Origin of the sequence: Cerasicoccus frondis (assembly GCA_031296915.1) — a bacterium.
Classification (GTDB): Bacteria; Verrucomicrobiota; Verrucomicrobiia; order Opitutales; family Cerasicoccaceae; genus Cerasicoccus; species Cerasicoccus frondis.
The window spans coordinates 140,909-160,308 of the sequence record JAVDPC010000006.1 but is presented as its reverse complement, the minus strand read 5'-3'; the positions used below and the strand labels follow the sequence as shown (position 1 = coordinate 160,308).

Genomic DNA, 19,400 nt, shown 5'->3' with positions numbered 1-19,400 from the left:
TTACGCGTCCGGTTTCTTTTCTGGAGACGAGTCTTCCGCTTGGGGAACGGTGTCGGACATTAGGTAGGCAATGCCGCGTGTTTTCTCACTGGCTTCGAGCGCGACCTTGATTGCCATGGTCAAGGGCACAGAAAGCAGCATACCAATCGGGCCCAGAATCCAAGCCCAAAGAAACAGGGTTACAATAATGATCATCGGCGAGAGGCCTAGCCCTTTGCCCATGTAGCGTGGCTCCAGCACATTACTAATCCCAACATTAATGAAGACATAGCCGACGGTGACAATCGCCGCATCGGCTACGCCGTGTAATACCAGCGCCAATAGGATGCCGGGAATAGACGCAATGATGGAGCCGATGCTGGGTACGAAGTTAAATAAAAACGCGAGCACGCCAAGTAGCACTGGATAATCGACGCCCATCACCGTGAGTAGGATGGTGACGAGAACGCCGGTTAAGGCGCTCATAACTGCCTTCATGCCCATATATTGACGCACATTATCCACGATTTGTTCGAGATCTTCGAGGTAGTCGTTGGTCATGCCGGGGAGGTGGCGAATCTTATCCGGCAGCCGCGCCGCTTCCATCAGGATAAAAATGGCGATTAGGATGATCACGAAGGCGTTCGACAGTAGAACGCTGACCGAGCGGAGGAGGTTTGCCGTTTGAGCAAAGAGAGCCTTCGTGTCCAAGGTTTTGGCCACCAGATCTTCTTCCACTTCAACGCCATGTGCTTCAAGCCACTCGACACCGAGGTTAATTTGAACGGTGAGTTCCTTCTGGTATTTCGTTAGGTTGCCTGCAAAGTCATTGATGGCGTTGGTAAAGAAACTCGCCGTGAACATACCGATGCCGAGCATGCTGAGGATCAGCACGATTAGCGCCGCCCAGGATGGCGCGCCTTTGCGTTGCAGCCAGAAGTAGATGGGGGCGATCAAAATCACCAGGAACACCGCCAACAGGAACAGCACGACAATCGAAGCTGCAGCGCGCAGACCCGCAATAATGATCACCGTGGCGGCGATACCGAGCAGGGCATTGAGCGCAGTTGGGCGAAGGCTAGGCATATCGCTAGAAACCTAGCTAATGCGGTTCTTAAATCAATGGGAATCGATTTACAAACGCACTGGCAATTCGGCCGCTTCGAGCGCTTCTTTGGCTTCACGTATGGTGTATGTGCCAAAGTGGAAAATCGACGCCGCGAGCACCGCGCTGGCCTTGCCCTCCTTGAGCACATCGACCAAGTGGTCCAGTTTGCCCGCGCCGCCGCTGGCGATGACGGGGATCGTCACGGCTTGGCTGACTGTGCGGGTGAGTTCGCAATCGTAGCCGTCCTTCGTGCCATCTGCGTCCATGCTGGTGAGCAGGATTTCGCCGGCGCCCAACTCAGTGACCTTCTGCGCCCACTCGATGACGTCGAGGCCCGTAGGGGTGCGCCCTCCGTGCGTAAAGACTTCCCATTTGCCGGGAGCTACGCGTTTGGCGTCAATGGCCACAACGATGCACTGGTTGCCAAATTTGTCCGAGGCTTCCTTGATCAACTCCGGCGTTTTCACGGCCGAAGTGTTGAGCGAAATCTTGTCCGCACCAGCATTGAGCATCGCGCGAATGTCGTCGATGGAGCGCAGGCCACCACCCACGGTCAGCGGCATGAAGCACTCACTCGCCGTGCGCTCCACGACATCGAGCATGATGTTGCGTTCGTCGCTTGAGGCCGTGATGTCCAAGAAAACCAGCTCATCCGCGCCTTGTTTTTCGTAAGCCTTAGCCTGCTCAACCGGATCACCCGCATCGATGAGATTGACGAAATTTACGCCTTTAACGACACGCCCATTGTGGACGTCTAGGCAGGGGATGATGCGTACGCTTAGCATGGCTTATTCTGGATTGAATGATGTAGTTTTCCGATGTGGGATACCGATTGCCCATTCTTTGATGAATGCTTGTTCTTCATCAGTCAGTTGTGTTTTTGGAAAGATGAAGGCCTTCATTCCAGAACAGAATAGTAACAGATAGGAACTGTCTTCGTGTAGAAGTTTAAAACTGCTTTTCCTATAGCTGACAGACCCAAAATTTGATTCTTGTCGAAATTCGTCTTGGGTAAAGAAGTTTGAGGAAGGTCCGAACATGGGGTCTTCCATATCAACGTCCAAATTGCGCTGTGCTTGAGCCATTCGAAGCCTTATGAGAAAATCATGCAGAGACCATGATGCAAGGTAGCCAAAGCCAAATAATGCAACCGAGTTGATACCTTCTTGACCGATCGATAAGAGAATTCCGATGACGCCAATAGAAAATGCCAGTATCATAATGACTGGTGTAAAATGAGCCTGCTGCGACTGCGCAGGCCCACCTCTATATGCACCAAGAGATACCGCTTTGGAAAAGTACAGAAAGTCTTCTTTAGACAACTGTACCTTGATGTTCATTCCGCACTCGACCTATTCGTCGGCCATGGCCAAATCGGGCTCGAACTCTACCGTGAGGCGGTATTGCTGGCCGGGGCGCATGATGAGCGGATGGTCGCGCTTGAGCGATTGCAGGAAGTGGAGCTTACCCCAGTAGGTCTTGTAAGCCGGGTCGACGGTGACCGATTCGGTGTCCCACTCGGCATGGAAGTCGTCCTTGACCACGGCGGGGCGGAGGCCTTCCGGTCCGTTGGTGAACGTCATGCCATGGCGGTATTGGCTATGTGGCATGCCCAGGGCAATCACGTAACGCATCGAGTCCATGGAGACTTGCTGTTTCACGCTGAACACGAATTCGCTGGTCATTTTGCCACCGGTGAAGGTCCAAGTGACCTTACAGGAACCCAGGCCACTGACGAATTGCTCGTCCTTGGTGATCAAGTCGGGCTGCTCGTAAGAGAAGGTGAGGGCACCGCGGAGGCCTTGGCGGATCGTGCAACGCTTTCCGTAGAAGGATGGAATGATCACCTTGTCGCCAAAGGTCAGCTCGGGCAACAGGATCGGCGCATACTTGCAAACGGGCCAGTCGATGACGCCGGGTGCATGTGGGAAGGCGAGGGAGTCACTGAAGCGCTCACGGCCCTGACTGATCAGCGGAATCTGAATATGAAGTCCGCTGTCCGGGTCGTGATACATGAACAGGCCTTGCTCCTTCTTGTGCGACTTGTCGAACACGACAAAGCGGCTCACCCGCTTGGGTTGCGAAGGCTTGGCGTCCATCGCGCCGCCGATCGAGCGGGCGAGACGGGCCCACTGGCACAGGTAGCGCGCGGCGTCAAAATTCGCCATGCGCGTGGTGTGGTTTTCACCGGTGGTGCGCTCGTCGTCGCGGATCACGAGGAATCCGTGTTCGCGGTCAACGTAGGTCAGGAAGAAGAATTGGAAGAGGCGACGCAGCAGGTCGACATACTTTGGCTTATCGGTGTCGGTAATCCAACCGTCGCGAATGGCCTGAAGGATGAGGCTGATGCAGTGCATCTGGCCGTAGGCGCCGATGCCGCGGCCATAGGACCAGCCCATGCCGTCCATGCGGACGATGTCCGGCAGCATCTTCAGGTATTTTTCGGCGTGTGTGCGCAGGCTGGGCAGCTTGCGGTCGCGCAGGTGCATGTTGGCGTGCAACTGCAGGGACTGGCGGATAAAGACGAAGCTGAGGACGCCATAGAGGTCGAAACAGCCGCCGATGCCTGTGGGCTCGTCGTCCATAAAGCCTGCGGTGCTGTTTTCCTTGATGCGCTCGATGAAGCGGTCAACCAGCTTGCCGGTCTCGTCTTTTTTCGAGAGGCCCATGGAGAAGCGGGTGACGGCTTTGGCGATGTTGAACGACTGGAGGTGGTTATCGTAGTCGCTGCGTTGGAGCAGGCGCTTGTCGAGCGTTTCCTGAGTCTGCTCGAGCAGACGCTCCCAGACGGGATTGCGTTCCTTCGCCGGGCTGAAGGACAGCAAACCGAGCGCGGCGTATGCCAAGCCGTTTTCCGCCTCTTCATCGGTAAAGGTCTGCGCGGTGATCGTGCGCGCAACGAGGTCGACGAGGTCGTAGTCGCCGAACTTGGTTTCGTTGGTCAGACGGTAGTACTCACCGATGGCTAGCGCGGCGTGGCCGGGCTCGTCCGTGCGTGAGTGCTCGCCCTCGATCGGGCGAATGGTTCCATCTTCATTGATGGCTTCCAGATTGTGGCTCAGGATGGCCTGGGCCATATCAAGGCACTGGTCAGCAAAGTTCTGCATGTAAGATCAGTTGGGTCTCCGCGGGAATTACGCGTTTCGGAAAAAAGGCTACCAGTTGTGCCTTGTGCTCAATCGCTGTCAACCCCCTTTATGGGGCGTAAATTCATTTGAGCCGCATTTTTTTGAAATTCTGCCGCTAAATGTCGCTTGCGCTTATATTTCCCGGATTCTAGACTATTCGTTTACGCAATATCTGGTAAAATCCACATCATGAAATCTTTAGTCTCATTGGTTACAGCGACTTTGCTTGGATTCACCAGCCTGATTGCGTTTACGGGCGACATCTATATCGAGAATTCCAACGGAGGGCAGTCCGCCAAGTCAAAGATAGTCACTAAAGGCAGCAAAATTAAGCATGAGCTGCCGGATAACCGTGGCGCATTGATCATCGATGGTGAAAAGGCTGAAATCATTATCCTGATGGACGACACCCGGCAGTATATCGTTCAGAAGATCGGGGCGAGCGACGATTTGGTGATTGAGGGCGAGGTGCACATCATCGAAGGCGAGGAGGAAATCCTGGGGCTACCAACTCGGAAGTTTGTCTTGGTGGAAGAGAATGGCGGCAAGTTTATCATTTCAGCCACCGCAAGCATACAAAATGTGGCTTTCGCCAAAATGCCAGGAGTGACTCAGGGATTGACCGAGCAAATGAAGGAGGTCTTTGGAAGCACCGACGTTCTCACCATGAGAATGGAGAATTATAACCGCAGTGGGGATCTGATGATGAAGATGGAGGCAACCGAGCTAGTGGAGCGGGAGGTGGCCGACTCAGAATTCCTTCCTCCGGCGGGTTACACAGAATTAGTCCTGCCCAAGCTGCCCGCTCAGCCAGAATAGAGGCTTATTCGTAGCGTAACGCGTCGATTACCGGCAGGCGGGCAGCTTTGATTGCCGGGAATACGCCTGACAGGAAACCCACGACCACGCTGAACATGAAGCCCCAGCCCATGGCTTTGGCGGAAAGCGCCACGTGCCCTTTATCTTCGGGCATGAATTCCCGCAAAAGCTCGACTAGGCCGACGCTGGCAATGATGCCAATAAATCCGCCGATGATACTGATCACCAGCGCTTCGGCGACAAACTGGACGAAAATATCACTGCCGCGAGCGCCAACGGCCTTTCGGATGCCAATTTCGCGGATACGCTGTGAAATAGAGGCGAGCATGACGTTGGCGATGCCGATGCCGCCGACCAGCAATGTGATGGCGGCAACCCCACCCAGAGAGTAGACGAAGGAGCGCTCCAACTGCTGGAATTCCTCTAATTCTTTCTCGCGTGTTTCGACCGCGAAATCCCGAATACCGCGATGAGTGACTTCCAGGGTGCGTTCAATTTGGTCGCTCAGTTCTGGAATGTCTTCCATATGCTTAGCCTGGACCCCGAGGTCGTGGATGGTGTCGTCATCCGGCTCCGCAAAATAATGGATAGCTGTCGAAATGGGCAGGAAGGTGGTGCGTGAGCGACTCCATGAATCAGCGGGATCTTCCTCCAGGACACCTATGATGGTGAAGACGACGCCTCGTGCGACCACTGTTTCGCCGACTGCATCAGCGGCGTTGCCGAAGAGTCTCTTCGCGCTGCGCATGGATATGACCATGACGCGGTTCTTCTGAACAACGTCCCAGTCCGAAATTTGCCGTCCGCCATCCATGACGTAAAAGCGTTCGATGTCGAATGTCTCTGGAGTGGTGCCGCGCAGTCGAGACCAGTCGCGGTTGTTGCTGCTCTGCATCTGAGCCCAATTCAGGTTTTTTTCCGCCGATACGCGCCTGGCGTTCGGTATTGCCGCCTGCAATGCATAGTAGTCTTTCAGGGTGCGTTTCGGGGAGCGATGGGCAATGGGCTGCTGTTCGATCGGTGGCTCGGCGTCCTCGATTTCCATTTTTTCAATGCCCCCCGTGGCTTCAAATGTTTTTCGGAAGCCGGACATCATGCCCTCCACGACGCCGACCATCGCGACGAGCGCAGCAACGCCCAGAATGATGCCGATCATGGACAGTAGACTGCGGAATTTATGCGAGCTGATCTCGCGAATGCCGTGGATGATTGCGCCTGCGATCATCATGACTGTGAGCCTCCTTTTGAGGGGTGGCTGTCTGGCGGTCCTCCTTCTTCGGTCCCGACCAAGTTTCCGTCTCGCACCAGAATGATGGAGCGGGCGTGTTGGGCGACTTCCAGGTCATGTGTGACCAAGATTAAGGTTTGGCCTTCGTCCACCAGTGCGTCAAAAAGCTCCATGACGCGTTCGACGTTTTTGGTGTCGAGGTTGCCGGTGGGTTCATCTGCCAGAATTAGCTTGGGATTATTGACGAGGGCGCGGGCAATGGCGACTCGTTGGCGTTCACCGCCGGAGAGTTGTCCAGGGCGGTGGTTTACGCGGTGCGTCATGCCCACTCGGTCCAGCGCTTCTTTCGCACGGTCGTCGGGCTTTCCGCCGCTACGGGCGTAATCCAGCGGGAGGCGCACATTTTCCAGGATGCTGAGGCGGGGCAGGAGGTTGAAGGTTTGAAAGACGAACCCCAGACGGTTGGCGCGGTACCAGGCGCGTTTGGCGGAGCTGAGGCGGGAAACGTCGTCTCCGTCGAACAGCATTTTGCCCGAGGTGGGGAAATCCATGAAGCCAAGCAAGTGCATCAGCGTCGATTTGCCGGAGCCTGAGGGGCCAAGCACAGCAGCATAGGAACCTGCCTGGATGTCCAGCGTCACTCCGTCGAGCGCCTTCACGGTTTCGTCGCCCATCTTGTAGTGCTTGCGGATTTCCTGTAATTCGATCAGCGCCATGCTTCGAGCAGATTTAAGAGTCCTGGTCGTTTTCCTCTGTTTCTGGCTTGGTCAGGCTAACGACATCACCGACCGCGAGGCCGGATTTGACTTCGACGTGGTGCACATCGCTTAAGCCTGTTTCCACCACAATTTTTTCCCATTGGCGGGGGGAGGTTTGCTTGTAGGCCACGAACCCATTGCGGTCTTTGAATAGCGCAGTGGGGATAACCACCGGCACGTCATGGACTTCACTAATCGGTATTGTCACCGTCGAGCTGATGCCGGGCCGAATGCGGTCGTCTCCAGCATCAAAGGTCACCAATACGCGGAAAATGCGCTCGTTGCCTTCGGATTCCGCGTAGCTGAATATTTGAGACACTTCGCCGATGAACTCTTCATCGGGCAGGGCGTCAAAATTCACTCGGGCAGGCATGCCTGACTTAATTTTATTGATGTCGAGCTCATTGACTTTAGTGCGGACGTGGAGCTTGAGCAGGTCATTAATCGTCATCAGCGTTGTGCCCTGATTGACGGATGTGGCGCCGGTGATGACTTGGCCTGGGTTCAAGTCGAAATTGCCCACAACTCCCTCGTGCGGAGCGCGAATGGTGGTTTTCGCTAAATTATCTTTGGCTTTTTCCAGTCGTGCGCGGCGGACTTCTAGCTCAATTTCCATGAGCCCAAGCTCAGTTTTGGCATCGAGGTAGTCCTTTTCGTTGGTGAAGTTTTTGGCGCGCAAGTCTTCGAGCCGCGCGTAGTCGCGACGTGCTTGCTCCAGACGTAGATCCTGAGCCTCGTAAAGGCGTTTGGCTTCTTCGAGCTCGGTCTGCCGTTCGGTCTTTTCCAGTTCGAGCAGCACCTGTCCGGCCTGAACGCTTTCTCCGTCCTTGATGTGAATCGTTTCGATGCGGCCAGTGATTTCGGAACGCACTTCGGTCGAAATGACCGGTTCGACATATCCTCCAGCGCTGACGACGTCCTCAATTGAGCCAATTTCCACCTCTGAAGTTTGAAGTGGTTTGGCCTTGGCGTTCTCGGACTCTTCTTCGAGCCGGGACCACGTCCACCAGCCTCCGGCGATCAGCAGGCCAATAAAGATGATAGTAGGCAGACTTTTCATGATGCTAATTTTCTAAACCTTGGTAAGTTTCACTGAGGGCATTGGGAGAGACGCCGTAGCTGGCAGGAAGTTCGGAGGGGTCGATGTCATAGCTTTGGAAATCTGGAGCAGGCCAACGTTCCTCACTAAGTGGAGGAATTGGTTCAGGTGGGGTTTGAGTTTCAGCGTCCACCTCATCCCAGTCAAAGCCGTGACGCGACAGCAGGCGCCCATCCAGTCTCGCCAGCAGCACGACAGCCTGACGCAAGTCGTAGAGTGCGGCCAGGTGGCGTAATTTCGCGTCGTCATAGTCGCGTTGGGCTTCCAGCACATTGCGGAAATTGGAGAGCCCGGCGTCGTAGCGAGCTCGTTCTTGCTGGAAACTTTCCTGGTTTAGTCGGAGGGAGGCGCGAGTCGTGGCTAAGCGCTCCCGACCAGAGGCGATCGAGCGCCAAGCCAGGCGCAGACGGCGCATGAGCTCTTGTTGGATTTCAGCCAAGCGCGTTTCAGCCCGGTAAATGGAACGGACTGAAGAGCGCAAGCGGGCTTCTTCGGCTCGCATTCCCCAAGGCATGCTAAACTCCAGGCCGACATTCCAATCGTAGCCCCGGGATTCAAATGCGCTTTGGTAGGAGTGTTCGGCGCTTGATTCGCGGCCCAGCACCCCAGCGCCGGCAAAAAAATCCAGATCGGGGAGGGTGTCGTTGTTGGCGACTCGGCGGTCGACCTCTAATTGATCGATGAGCTCCAGTTGAATCTGGCTGTCCATGTCACTGGCTAGGGCGCCGGTGACGCTGGCCCGGAATTCCGGCAATTCCGGATCATTTTCGGGCAAAGGCTCGACCGAGATTGGTTTGAGCGATTCGGAATATAGGATGCCGAGGACGGATCTGAGGCCGTCTTCGGCGTTATCTGCGGTCTCTTGAGCCAGAATGACGTCTTCGCTGCGGGCGGCCAAAGACGCCTCGGCCTGTAGAACATCGAGTCGCGTAGCCAAGCCTACGCGCTCGCGCTCGATGTTTTCTTCGAGCAAGGATTTGGCCAGCCTTAGGTTCGAAACATAGAGCGCTTGACGCTGGCGCGCAGCCGCGAGATTCCAATAGGCCATCTCGACGTCGGCTATCAAGTCGAGGACTTCGCGTCGCACTTGCAGGCGACTGGAGCGTAGCCCGATTTGCGCCTTGGTCACCGCCGCGAGATTGACGGCTTCGCCAAACCCCGCCAGAAGCGGTTGCCGCACGGTTAACCCCAGGCGGGAAGTGTAATCCGGATTGAGCAGGGCGTTACTGGAGTTGGTGGTGGCGCGATTCAGCCGTGTGCCCACGGAAACCTCCGTTCCGTAGGTGAACTGCTTATCGAGGCTTAGATTAAATTGTTGATCAGCGTTGACTGCTCGTCCGGAGGTAACGCCAGCCAGGGATGTTGACGGGGGGAATGCGTCCTCGCCTGCGGTCAGGCTGGCATTCAGCGTTGGGTCAAATGCTGCTTCGGCGACAGTTAAGGCGTCCAATGAAATACCGGGCGAATACCGCGTAATGCTGAGACCAAGGTTTTTCTCCAACGCCAGATCGATTGATTCGCGGAGGGTCATTTGCATCGGTGACATATCTGCGTCGATGTCCATGACCAGTGGACTGCGGCGGACGATTTGCAAGATGTCCACATCCGCCTCAAGGCCGCTAACGTAGTCAGGATACGCGTTGGATGACTGGTTCCAAGCGTCCAATGCTTCACGCGCTGGCTCGGTGACGCCTTCATTGGCGGGCAATTCATACTCCAATGGAGATTCCGCTATGGTGTCCGGTTTGACGGGATTTTCCGCATGTACGATCAAGTTCCCCCAGCAAATTGTAAATAGGGACAAGCAAACAAAGGCAGCATTTTTCAAACGGAGTATCATGATCGGAGCTGGCAAAATGGACAAAGCAATGCAGCTATCACCAGATGGCCAGTGAATTCACTACTTTCTTTTTAAGTCTTACCAGAAAACCGAACTTAATTTGACTTTATGGTAAAGGCGCGACGACGACCGTGCTAATCGCCGCTCAAAAAGCTCAGCGCATGCGCATGCACAAATTCCCCAAGGGATGGGCAATTAAAGAGTGAAGCTAAGTCGAAGCGACTCAGCGAGAAGTCGCTTCTTTTTCCTTTGCTTCAGTCGAGGCGGATGTCTCGTCAGTTTGCGTAGGTTCGCTGGGCTCTGACGTTTCGGCCTTTGCTTCGGGTTGTGCGTTTTCCGGTGTGGGCTGCTCAGGTGTTTCTGCGACCGATGCTTCTTCGGTTTTGGCCGGAGATTCCTCGGACGATTCAGCAACTGTCTCCTTGGGCGCGGCTGATTCTTTATCGTCGTCCTTTGTGGAGTGCTCTTCCATCGGAGCAGGGGCGAAGAGACGCCCATCGCCATACTCGGTGACGTAACCTTCAGTGACCAACCAACGTAAATCGAAGATCATCTGACGCAGATTGGGATCTTCCAAGTGCTCGACCGGTGGTTTGGCTGGTTGGACTGGTTCTGCGGCAGGTGTTTCTTCTGCGGCCTCTTCACTGGGAGAGTCCTCGCTTTGCTTGGCCGCGCGTTTCTGCTCGTGGGCTTCCACGATTTTTGCCGCTTCCTCTTCTGGAACCGACTCAATGTCAGGCGCTTTTTCCTGCGGTGGATCAATTGTCTTCGCCGATACATCTATGCCCAAGTACTTTTCGGGTAGCTGTGCGACATCGATATTCGGGTGCTTCTCAATAAAATCAATGAGCTCTTGCAAGGACTCAGCAAGCCGGGTTTGCGAATTGCGGAACTTGCGCTTCACGGCGCAGACATAAGATGCGCCCTTTGAGCCACGCTTGTAGATGGTGAAGTGCATCCGGCGCAGGCGACCACGCAGGTTGTTCGCCGTTTCCAGTGGGAAGCGAGTTTGTTGTTCGCGCCAACCGAAGATTGAGTCACGAAGCGGGCCCTTGGGCAGGGATTCCGCCTGCTGGCCAGAGAAGCGTGCTTGGTGCGTGGTGCGGACGATTTCCGCCTTACGTTTGCTGGTCAGGTAAAATTTCAGCGACTCCAAGTTGTCGAACCCTTCGACGAGCTCATCTGCGGTTTTCAATTTGTAGCGTGTTTCCTTACGCATCTGCTCGATCCACTGTGCGACGACTTCTTCATCACGGACGGATTCGATGCGCGAAGTGAACTTCTCAAAGGGCATGTTGGGGACATGGAGTGCGTGGTGCTCGGTCACCAAAGCCTGATATCGGTGGTAATTGGGTGGGCCGATGAGCGCACCGGTGACACCGCAGCGGTTGACTACGGGGAAGTTTCCGCTTGGCGGCTCGACTTCCACTTCTTCGGTGTCAACAAACTTGTCAATGTGGTGCTTGAGCACATGAGCAATTACCTGCTCCTCGCTTGAGAAGGGCAGGCCGTCTGGAACACTGATGTAGAATTCTTGTGGGCCCTCGTCCTTTTTGGGATGAAGGACGACAACGAACCGCTCGGGTTTCTCTAAAATGAGTCGTGCGATTTCGAATAGCTCGTAGGTGCGGCAATTCGAGCGCATGGCATGGCACAAGGCTTTGAAAGGGGCGTCTTCCGGATAGAAGGCGACGTCGACGATCGGCTTGAACGGAGCCCGTGACTCCTGCCGTCCTCCATGCTGGCCTCCGCCTCGGCGCTCTCCGCGAGGCCCGCCGCCACGACGTGGCCCACGGCGTTCGGACTGGTCGCCACCGGGGCTAGAGTCTTGGCCAAACTCCCGCCGCCGGGGGGGGCGGTCTGGGCGTCTGTCCCTTGCCGGTCCTTTGCCGGATTTCGCACCAGGGTGTTGCTTGCTCTTGCGGGATTCCGCCGAGCGAGCAGCATCGCTCCAGTCAGGGCCTATGGATAGGTCCTGTAGTTGACTTAGATCGAGAGACAGGGGTTTCTCGGATTTTGACTTATCAGATGAGTCGGACATGCGTAGCGCGGCAGCCGGATTAGTTTTCGATGTAGCACCTAGGTTAGTAGGGGTATTCACAGTTTGGCCAATAAAAAAGCGGGATTCGTGCCTGATTCATGTATTTTCACAATTCAAGTGCGAGCAAAGATTTTAAATAAATCGAAATTTGTTGAAATTTTTGGTTGAACCTTGGCCGAGGAAGCGTTTTCTAGTCCGTTTTCCCAAATTGCTCAGGTGGTGGAATTGGTAGACACGCTATCTTGAGGGGGTAGTGTCCTATGGACGTGCGGGTTCGAGTCCCGCCCTGAGCACCATTTTGATTCGGTTTTTCAAAATGAGGGAAATTCAAAAAGCCTAACGGTCTTTGTGGATTTTGATCAGTTGCAGGCGGCGACCTGAGCCATTGATCCGCAAATCCAGGTGAAAAGCGTCTTGCAGCCAGTAGTCCGGCACCTTTTGCGGCCATTCTATGGCCAACGTCCAGGGGGCGCGTTGCAGGTCTTCAATCAGTAAATCTTCGGCGGAGTCAGGCGTTTCGAGGCGGTATGCGTCCAGATGGAGCAGTTGGCGGTCGCCTTGATAGCAGTTGAGCAGATTGTAGGTTGGGCTTGTGATGGGTTGGTTGATGCCCCAAGCCCGCGCCAATCCGCGAACAAAAGTGCTCTTGCCGGCGCCGAGATCGCCGTAGAGAGCCAGCGTGCTATTGGTTGGCAGTCGCAGCGCGAAGTCAGCCGCGAGTTTCTCGGTTTCCGCAGGGGTGGCAGTGTTTATGCCCACTGCTAATTGTGCAAAAAGGTCGTCCATCGATATTGACTGGGCCGCCGCGCAAGCATTTCAATGTGGCTGGTGCTGAAACATTGTTTCCTGGTTTTAATCCTCATGACTCCCTGGCTGGCGCAGGGGGAAACAAGGATTTGGACCAATAATGCTGGGCAGCAGGTTGAAGCGGAGTTTATCGCCGTAGACGCCGATCATGTGAAGATTAAAAGAGTTGCTGATGGCCGGATGTTTTCATTTCCGATTTCGTCGTTGTCCGCAGAAGATCAGATTTTCATCGAATCGTTCAAGTTCGCGGAGGAATCAAAATCCGCAGAGCAGGGCCCCGTAAAGGAATTTGACGGTTTGCAGTGGCCTCGGCGCGTCGGTTTGCCCGATGACTACGAAGTAGAAGTCGTTCAGGAGGATAATGATGCCCGTGAATACATCTACCGCACTACGAATTTCGAGTTTCATTCGGATGTGAAGCTCTCACGGAAAGTGGTGCGTGAGTTTAGCAAGATATTTGAGGCAACTTATTCGGCCATGCAGGTTTTTCCGCTGGAGTGGAAGCCGCAGCCGATCGAATCGTATTTTGTGACCCGCCTTTTTGAAAATAAAATGGATTACTATGCGGCGGGTGGTCTGCCAAACTCAGGTGGCGTTTATTTTTCGAGCAAGCGAGAAATCTGGACTCCGCTGGCCAGCCTTGGCGTTAAGAAGTCCTCTAGCGGTTATACTTCGGATGATTCCGGGGATCACAGCACCTTGATCCATGAAATAACGCATCAACTGCATCATGAATGGCTGAGTCGCTTGCCGCCCTGGTTAATTGAGGGGCTGGCTGTTTACATGGAAAGCGTGCCCTATGATGACGGCGAATTTCGCTTCGATAAGCGCGAACTCGATGAGTTTGACCGCGTTTCTCGGCGTGGTGCGTCCAGGTTGGTGAACTTGGAGACACTGATGACGATGACCGGGGCAGCGTGGAATGCAAATTTCACCAAAGCGCCGGATTTGCTGGGCGAATATTACCTGTCGGCGTTTTTGCTGATTAATTATTACCTGCATTTGGATGGGGAGGGCGAGGGGCGTCGCTTATATGCCTATGTTCGCGCAATCGAAACAGGCGTTAGTGATGCCGAGGCTCGAAAAATACTTTTGGCTGGCCGCAGTTACGAGCAACTCACTGAGGATGTCAAAAAGGCCTACAAGCGCGAAGACATTGATCTTTAAATAAGAAAATACTTTGGCTGACCCATTTTCAGCGACTGCCGGGAGCGCATGGTCACTGAGATTTGGCCGATAGAGAGCTGGCAGATTCAAGGGAAAACGCCGTTGACGGCGAACCAAACGCGTCTCAGGGTGTCCCATTCGCTAAATTGCCCATTCCCAAATGATCGGATCCATTCTTAAGAAGTTTTCGGGTAGCCATTACCGCAAGTTCTACAAGCGGGCGCAGCCCATCGTAGACAAGATTAACCAACTGGAGCAGGAATACCAGTCGCTGACCGAAGAGCAGCTCAAGGCCAAGACCCCGGAGCTCATGGCGCGCTACCAGGAAGCCTGGAAGGAAGGTAAGGAAAAGCTCGGCGGCGATAATGCTGACCACGACAAGCTCGTCGACCTGAACAAAGAGATCCTCGACAGCATCTTGCCCGAGGCGTTTGCCGTCTGTAAGAACGCCGCGCGCCGTCTCTGCGGGCAGCCGATTGAATACACCGGCACGCAGGACACGTGGAACATGATTCACTACGACTGCCAGCTTATTGGCGGTATGGCCTTGCACGACAACAAGATCGCGGAAATGGCCACCGGTGAAGGTAAGACGCTCGTTTCGACGCTGCCCCTTTACCTCAATGCGCTTTCTGGTCGTAATTGCCAGCTTGTCACCGTCAACGAATACTTGGCGCAACGTGACGCCGAGTGGATGGGGCATCTTTTTAAATACCTTGGTCTTACCATCGGCGTCCTCCGTAATCAGCAACCTAATGAGGAAAAGCGCGCGGCCTACCTGTGTAATTTAACCTACGGCACCGCGTCAGAATTTGGCTTCGATTACCTCCGTGACAACGGCATGGCCGGCACGAAGGAGCAGCAAGTTCAGAAGGATCACTATTACTGCATCGTTGACGAAATTGACTCTATCCTCATCGACGAAGCCCGCACGCCGCTCATTATTTCCGGCCCGATGGCCGAAGACCGCGAAGCGCCGTTTCAGGAGCACAAGCCCGGCATTCAAAAACTCGTATCCGCTCAATTCAAGCTCTGCAATAAGCTGATTGCCGAAGCCAAGGGCGAACTGGACAAGGAAGAGGCGGACCGCGAAGGCGCATTTTACAAGATGCTACAAGTCAAACTTGGCATGCCGAAGAACCCGACCTTCATGCGTCTCATGGAGCGCGGTGATGTCCGCTTGGCGTTCGAAAAGTATGACGCTGAGATGCATCTGGACTTCAACAAGCAGCAGCTTTACGCGCTGAAGGAAGAGCTATTTTACCAGATTGACGAAAAGCAGCATCAGGCAGACCTCACCGAGGCAGGTCGAAATTCCCTGCGCCCAGGCGATCCGGATGCGTTCGTGATGCCGGATTTGCCGACCGAATTTATCGAAATCGACCGCGACGAAAGCCTGGACGACGAAGCCAAGATGAAGGCCAAGCAGGCTGCGGAAGCCAGCTTCGCCCAGCAGAGTGAGGATCTCCACTGCATCAGCCAATTGCTCCGCGCTTACTCCCTCTACGAGCGCGACAAGCAATATGTCGTTTCCGAAGAGGGCAAGGTCGTGATCATCGACGAAAACACCGGTCGCCCAATGCCAGGGCGTCGTTGGTCCGAGGGCCTCCACCAAGCCGTGGAAGCCAAGGAAAACGTGAAGATCGAGAAGGAGACAAAGACCTACGCGACGATCACGATTCAGAATTACTTCCGCCTCTATGAAAAGCTTGCTGGGATGACCGGTACGGCGGAAACCGAGGTGCAGGAATTTCACGACATCTATAACCTCGATGTCATGGTCATCCCGACCAACAAGCCTTGCATTCGCATCGACGAAAACGACGTCATTTACAAGACCGAGCGTGAAAAGTTCGCGGCCGTAGTTGAAGAAGTCGCCGCCGCACACGAGCGCGGTCAACCCGTCCTGCTCGGCACAACGTCAGTTATTTCTTCGGAAGACATCAGTAAGCTGCTGACGAAGCGCAAGATCAAGCACTCGGTCCTCAATGCGAAATACCACCAGCAGGAGGCGGAAATCGTCGCGAGTGCAGGCCAGCGCGGCGCCGTGACCGTGGCGACCAACATGGCGGGCCGCGGCACCGATATCAAGCTGGGCGAGGGCGTTCGCGACCTTGGCGGCCTGATGGTGCTTGGCACCGAGCGCAACGAGTCACGCCGTATTGATCGTCAGCTTCGTGGTCGTTGCTCGCGTCAGGGCGATCCAGGTATCACGAAGTTCTTCATCTCACTGGAAGACGACTTGATGCGCCTCTTTGCGAACGCCGGGCCGATTTCGAAGATCCTGCAAAGCACCTTTAACGAGGGCGAAGTGCTCGAACACCCCTTACTGAACCGCTCCATCGAGTCGGCGCAGAAGAAGGTCGAGCAGCAGCACTATTCGGTCCGCAAGCGTTTGCTGCAATTTGACGAAGTGCTCAATCGCCAGCGTGAGGTTGTCTATGGCGTGCGTAACGACGCATTGCATAGTGATACACCGCGCGACATCATTTTCGAAATGATCGAGGAGGAACTGGAGGATCGCTGGGACGCCATTGCGCCTGCTGGCAAGGAGCCCAGCACCGAAGACTTGGAGAACCTCCTTAGTTGGCTCAACAGTCATTTCCCGATTTCCCTGAAGGCGGAAGACCTCGCGGGGAAGAGCCCGAGCGAAGTCGTGCCGACCTTGATCAGTGCTGTAGGCAAGGTGTATGACGAGAAGGAAGCACTCGAAGACTCGGACCATATTGTTGGCCTTCAGCGTAAGCTCATTACGATTTCGATCGATAACAATTGGCAGGACCACCTGACGGAGATTGAAGACCTGCGTAAGGCGATCTACTTGCGCAGTCACGCCCAGAGGGACCCGTTGATTGAATTTAAAACCGAGGCCTTTACCTACTTCCAGGAAATGATGGGGCGTGTCCGCAATGAGCTTTGCCGTCGGCTGTTCCGCAGTTCGACCTCGCTCGAAGCGCACATTCGCTCGCAGCAGATGATGCAGCAAAAGGCGCAAATGAGCGGTCCTGACGAAGGAGCGGTGGCGCAAGGGCAGGGGGTTGGCTCCGGCGGTTTGGCTGTCGCTTCCCAGCAGCAAGCGAAGTTGCCTAAGGTGAAGAAGGCTGAGCCGGTCGTGAACATCCCGAAAATTGGTCGCAACGAAACGGTCACGATTCGCCGTGGTCCGCAAACACAGACCATGAAGTTCAAGAAGGCCGAGCCACTCATCCGCAACGAAGGCTGGGTGTTGGTCGAGCCGGTCAACAAGTAGCCCAGCTACGCCAAGATTGATTGCCTGAATTGCCCATTTTCAATTCAGCGCCATGTAATTGAATTCCTGTAAGAATGCTGCGCTTAGCTAGCAGGTTATGGTGTGGATAGAAGGCATGGCTAGAGCACTTTTCATCTAGATTGGCCGAGTCAGGTGGGTTAGAGATTGGATGCAGCGCAAGGCGGCTTTGATTGAGCGGGCTGGAAGCCCGTGATTGAAATGCCAACGCCGCGAACTTCCAATCTGGCCCCAAGCCCTAAACCGAGTGCTTTTCCGCGCCAGCGTTGTTGGCTTTTCGCTCACAGGCTTCCAGCCTGCGACGCTCAAGCCGCCTTGCTGGACACGAAAAAGCACTGCGGCCTGATCGGCCAATCTAGATGAAAAGTGCTCTAGCGTTAACCTTAGTTTCGCTACTGTCCTTTTGTCCGCTTCAATTCGACGACTGAGTAGCGCTTGTTTGCATTGGTGATCAAGCTATTCAGGTAGAAGTTGTTATTGAGCGAGTAACGATCCAGCATAATGACGCCATGGCTCTGAAAGTGATCGCTGACCACTGCTCCTGCAATGTGGTCAGTGTAAACGGTCGAGTAGGGGGCGTAGACGACCGCAACAGTTGGGTGATTGGCATTGTCCAGGTTTAGCGCTTTGTATGGTTCATAATCTCGATAGGGATCCCCCAAAGCGATGTTGGTGCCGATGTATTCAAACTCACCTGTCTCGATCCCGCTTTCATCAAGAATGGGTGTGGCGAGTGGCTCATCCAAGATGACTAAATCTTGCGGATTGCCAGATTCCGGAACCGCAGCTGATTTGGCGTTGAAACTGTTCAAATCAGGCCCGAGGTGCACGGTCAGCTTGCCACCATCAAGCACGTTGATCACTTCGGTTTCGAATTCATTATCTACGCCGACATCGTTGATGTAGAGAATGACGTTACTACCAGAGTCGATTAGAATGCGTTTATTCTTCGGGCTGTCCTTAACGTGGAACACGACTGCCTTGTTACTATCGGCGTCGCCTCCGCTAACGAGCACGTTGTTGGCGTTGTTGGTTGGAGCAATACTGGACACTGTGACCCCATCAGGAGTGGCGTCTGCGCCGCTTGTGTCTATGGCAAGTGAGTTCAGTTTGATTTCGCCACCATAGTAGGTCTCATCCTCATACACTCCAGTGAATGGAGTTTTTGAAGGGCTTAACCCAGCGACTTCGATAAAGTTGTATTGGGAGGTGTCGGGACTGTATTCATCATTCGAGGTTAATTCTTCCAGAAACGCTGCTAGATTATCACTATTGCTCTCCAAAACATCAAAGTCAGTACTGCCTGTAATGTTTAGAAGCGCCTCATTTGACTCAGTTTCATTGGCTCCGGTAATGAAATCAAAGAAGTCTTTTCCATCTCCGGCGGTTAATGTCGTGTACTGATTTTTTTCCACATCTGAGCGTCTGGTGTAATATACATTAATGGGCTCGGATTCGCCGCCGTCTGCTTCTAAATCGCGCGAGAAGTAAGATACGTAAGGGATGCCATCTTCGGTGTTCGAGTGTCCCCAGGTCCCGACAAAAATTTCCAGAGCTTCATAACTGGGGAGGTATTTAAAGCCGGTGTCATCCCACATGGCGCCGCCTTGAAAGCTGTAGTAGTTCCCCATGTACAAGTTGTTATCGTAGCTATAGAGCTGCTCTCCTGTGATCTGATCGATACTGCTGTCATACGAGCCAATTTGGTCAAATCGCCAATTGCTGCGTGCATTGTCCATTATTCGCATTGCGGCTAGTTCTGGCAATGTGGCGAGGTTCTCTATTTTGAGTTCAAAGCCATCACTCATCGTTTGATCGAACGCACCATCAACGAGCACACTCACGGTGATTCCATAGATGTAGCTAATGTCGCCATCGACAGTAATGGTGTTTTCGGTGACCTCTCTGGTTATGGTGGCGGATCGATTGTTTTTATTTTGTTCTGTGTCAACGCGCTGATAGGTTTTGAGGTCATCAGTGATCTCCACCAAGGTCCAATCGCTGTCCAGTTTTCCTTCACGTATGCTCCAGAATGCGTCTTCAAGCGCTTCTTCCGCAGCGAGGCGCGCGATTAGGCTAAGGTTACTTTTCTCGGTTGATATTTGGGAAAAACGGAAGAGTTGATAAAGGGACGCAATCGCTATCGCGATAACCATTG

The 19,400-nt window shown here is 54.2% G+C and carries 14 protein-coding genes and 1 tRNA gene; 4 read left to right on the top strand and 11 right to left on the bottom strand.

Annotated features, from left to right (window positions below):
* The 4 genes from RBB63_RS07040 to RBB63_RS07025 are packed head-to-tail and all read right to left on the bottom strand — an operon-like array spanning position 1 to position 4,194.
* The gene (locus RBB63_RS07040; protein ID WP_309382518.1) at positions 1–1,065 is read right to left on the bottom strand and encodes an AI-2E family transporter; all 1,065 of its coding nucleotides are present in this window, start codon (positions 1,063–1,065) and stop codon (positions 1–3) included.
* A gap of 48 nt (positions 1,066–1,113) precedes the next feature.
* Positions 1,114–1,872, bottom strand: a complete 759-nt coding sequence (gene hisF, locus RBB63_RS07035) for an imidazole glycerol phosphate synthase subunit HisF (RefSeq protein WP_309382516.1) — start codon at positions 1,870–1,872, stop codon at positions 1,114–1,116.
* A 3-nt stretch (positions 1,873–1,875) separates the two neighbouring features.
* Positions 1,876–2,409 carry a YcxB family protein gene (locus tag RBB63_RS07030; RefSeq protein ID WP_309382514.1) on the bottom strand — a complete coding sequence of 178 codons (534 nt, stop codon included), beginning with the start codon at positions 2,407–2,409 and terminating at the stop codon, positions 1,876–1,878.
* 30 nt (positions 2,410–2,439) lie between these two features.
* On the bottom strand, positions 2,440–4,194 hold the full coding sequence (locus RBB63_RS07025) for a hypothetical protein (protein WP_309382512.1): 1,755 nt from the start codon (positions 4,192–4,194) through the stop codon (positions 2,440–2,442).
* A 210-nt stretch (positions 4,195–4,404) separates the two neighbouring features.
* On the opposite strand from RBB63_RS07025, the gene RBB63_RS07020 reads away from it, so the two are divergent.
* Positions 4,405–5,034 (top strand): DUF4412 domain-containing protein, encoded by a 630-nt coding sequence (locus RBB63_RS07020; RefSeq protein WP_309382510.1) that lies wholly within the window; start codon positions 4,405–4,407, stop codon positions 5,032–5,034.
* A gap of 4 nt (positions 5,035–5,038) precedes the next feature.
* Here RBB63_RS07020 and RBB63_RS07015 read toward each other — a convergent pair whose 3' ends face one another.
* The 5 genes from RBB63_RS07015 to RBB63_RS06995 all read right to left on the bottom strand — a co-directional run bounded on the left by RBB63_RS07015 (position 5,039) and on the right by RBB63_RS06995 (position 12,000).
* Positions 5,039–6,262 (bottom strand): ABC transporter permease, encoded by a 1,224-nt coding sequence (locus RBB63_RS07015; RefSeq protein ID WP_309382508.1) that lies wholly within the window; start codon positions 6,260–6,262, stop codon positions 5,039–5,041.
* On the bottom strand, positions 6,259–6,978 hold the full coding sequence (locus tag RBB63_RS07010; RefSeq protein ID WP_309382506.1) for an ABC transporter ATP-binding protein: 720 nt from the start codon (positions 6,976–6,978) through the stop codon (positions 6,259–6,261). Before RBB63_RS07010 ends, RBB63_RS07015 begins: the two co-directional genes overlap by 4 nt.
* Before the next feature lie 13 nt (positions 6,979–6,991).
* Positions 6,992–8,080 carry an efflux RND transporter periplasmic adaptor subunit gene (locus RBB63_RS07005; RefSeq protein WP_309382504.1) on the bottom strand — a complete coding sequence of 363 codons (1,089 nt, stop codon included), beginning with the start codon at positions 8,078–8,080 and terminating at the stop codon, positions 6,992–6,994.
* 4 nt (positions 8,081–8,084) lie between these two features.
* Positions 8,085–9,923, bottom strand: coding sequence for a TolC family protein (locus tag RBB63_RS07000; RefSeq protein ID WP_309382502.1), 1,839 nt, complete (start codon positions 9,921–9,923; stop codon positions 8,085–8,087).
* 259 nt (positions 9,924–10,182) lie between these two features.
* The gene (locus RBB63_RS06995; protein WP_309382500.1) at positions 10,183–12,000 is read right to left on the bottom strand and encodes a hypothetical protein; all 1,818 of its coding nucleotides are present in this window, start codon (positions 11,998–12,000) and stop codon (positions 10,183–10,185) included.
* Between the two features lie 210 nt (positions 12,001–12,210).
* On the opposite strand from RBB63_RS06995, the gene RBB63_RS06990 reads away from it, so the two are divergent.
* Positions 12,211–12,296: transfer RNA gene (locus RBB63_RS06990), tRNA-Leu, on the top strand.
* 40 nt (positions 12,297–12,336) lie between these two features.
* Here RBB63_RS06990 and tsaE read toward each other — a convergent pair.
* Positions 12,337–12,786, bottom strand: coding sequence for a tRNA (adenosine(37)-N6)-threonylcarbamoyltransferase complex ATPase subunit type 1 TsaE (gene tsaE, locus RBB63_RS06985; RefSeq protein ID WP_309382498.1), 450 nt, complete (start codon positions 12,784–12,786; stop codon positions 12,337–12,339).
* A 75-nt stretch (positions 12,787–12,861) separates the two neighbouring features.
* On the opposite strand from tsaE, the gene RBB63_RS06980 reads away from it, so the two are divergent.
* Both RBB63_RS06980 and secA read left to right on the top strand, forming a co-directional pair.
* On the top strand, positions 12,862–13,974 hold the full coding sequence (locus RBB63_RS06980; RefSeq protein WP_309382496.1) for an SHD1 domain-containing protein: 1,113 nt from the start codon (positions 12,862–12,864) through the stop codon (positions 13,972–13,974).
* 160 nt (positions 13,975–14,134) lie between these two features.
* Entirely contained in the window at positions 14,135–17,224 is a 3,090-nt protein-coding gene (gene secA / locus RBB63_RS06975) for a preprotein translocase subunit SecA (protein WP_309382495.1), read from the top strand.
* 410 nt (positions 17,225–17,634) lie between these two features.
* Here the strand turns inward: secA and RBB63_RS06970 are convergent, their stop codons facing one another.
* Positions 17,635–19,398, bottom strand: coding sequence for a hypothetical protein (locus RBB63_RS06970; protein ID WP_309382493.1), 1,764 nt, complete (start codon positions 19,396–19,398; stop codon positions 17,635–17,637).
* Positions 19,399–19,400 lie beyond the last annotated feature (2 nt).

Excerpts from the sequence above, each read along its gene's own strand:
- RBB63_RS07040 (WP_309382518.1), bottom strand. The coding sequence starts at position 1,065 with ATGCCTAGCCTTCGCCCAACTGCGCTCAATGCCCTGCTCGGTATCGCC.
- hisF (WP_309382516.1), bottom strand. The coding sequence starts at position 1,872 with ATGCTAAGCGTACGCATCATCCCCTGCCTAGACGTCCACAATGGGCGT.
- RBB63_RS07025 (WP_309382512.1), bottom strand. The coding sequence starts at position 4,194 with ATGCAGAACTTTGCTGACCAGTGCCTTGATATGGCCCAGGCCATCCTG.
- RBB63_RS07020 (WP_309382510.1), top strand. The coding sequence starts at position 4,405 with ATGAAATCTTTAGTCTCATTGGTTACAGCGACTTTGCTTGGATTCACC.
- RBB63_RS07015 (WP_309382508.1), bottom strand. The coding sequence starts at position 6,262 with ATGATGATCGCAGGCGCAATCATCCACGGCATTCGCGAGATCAGCTCG.
- RBB63_RS07010 (WP_309382506.1), bottom strand. The coding sequence starts at position 6,978 with ATGGCGCTGATCGAATTACAGGAAATCCGCAAGCACTACAAGATGGGC.
- RBB63_RS07005 (WP_309382504.1), bottom strand. The coding sequence starts at position 8,080 with ATGAAAAGTCTGCCTACTATCATCTTTATTGGCCTGCTGATCGCCGGA.
- RBB63_RS06995 (WP_309382500.1), bottom strand. The coding sequence starts at position 12,000 with ATGTCCGACTCATCTGATAAGTCAAAATCCGAGAAACCCCTGTCTCTC.
- tsaE (WP_309382498.1), bottom strand. The coding sequence starts at position 12,786 with ATGGACGACCTTTTTGCACAATTAGCAGTGGGCATAAACACTGCCACC.
- RBB63_RS06980 (WP_309382496.1), top strand. The coding sequence starts at position 12,862 with ATGACTCCCTGGCTGGCGCAGGGGGAAACAAGGATTTGGACCAATAAT.
- secA (WP_309382495.1), top strand. The coding sequence starts at position 14,135 with ATGATCGGATCCATTCTTAAGAAGTTTTCGGGTAGCCATTACCGCAAG.
- RBB63_RS06970 (WP_309382493.1), bottom strand. The coding sequence starts at position 19,398 with ATGGTTATCGCGATAGCGATTGCGTCCCTTTATCAACTCTTCCGTTTT.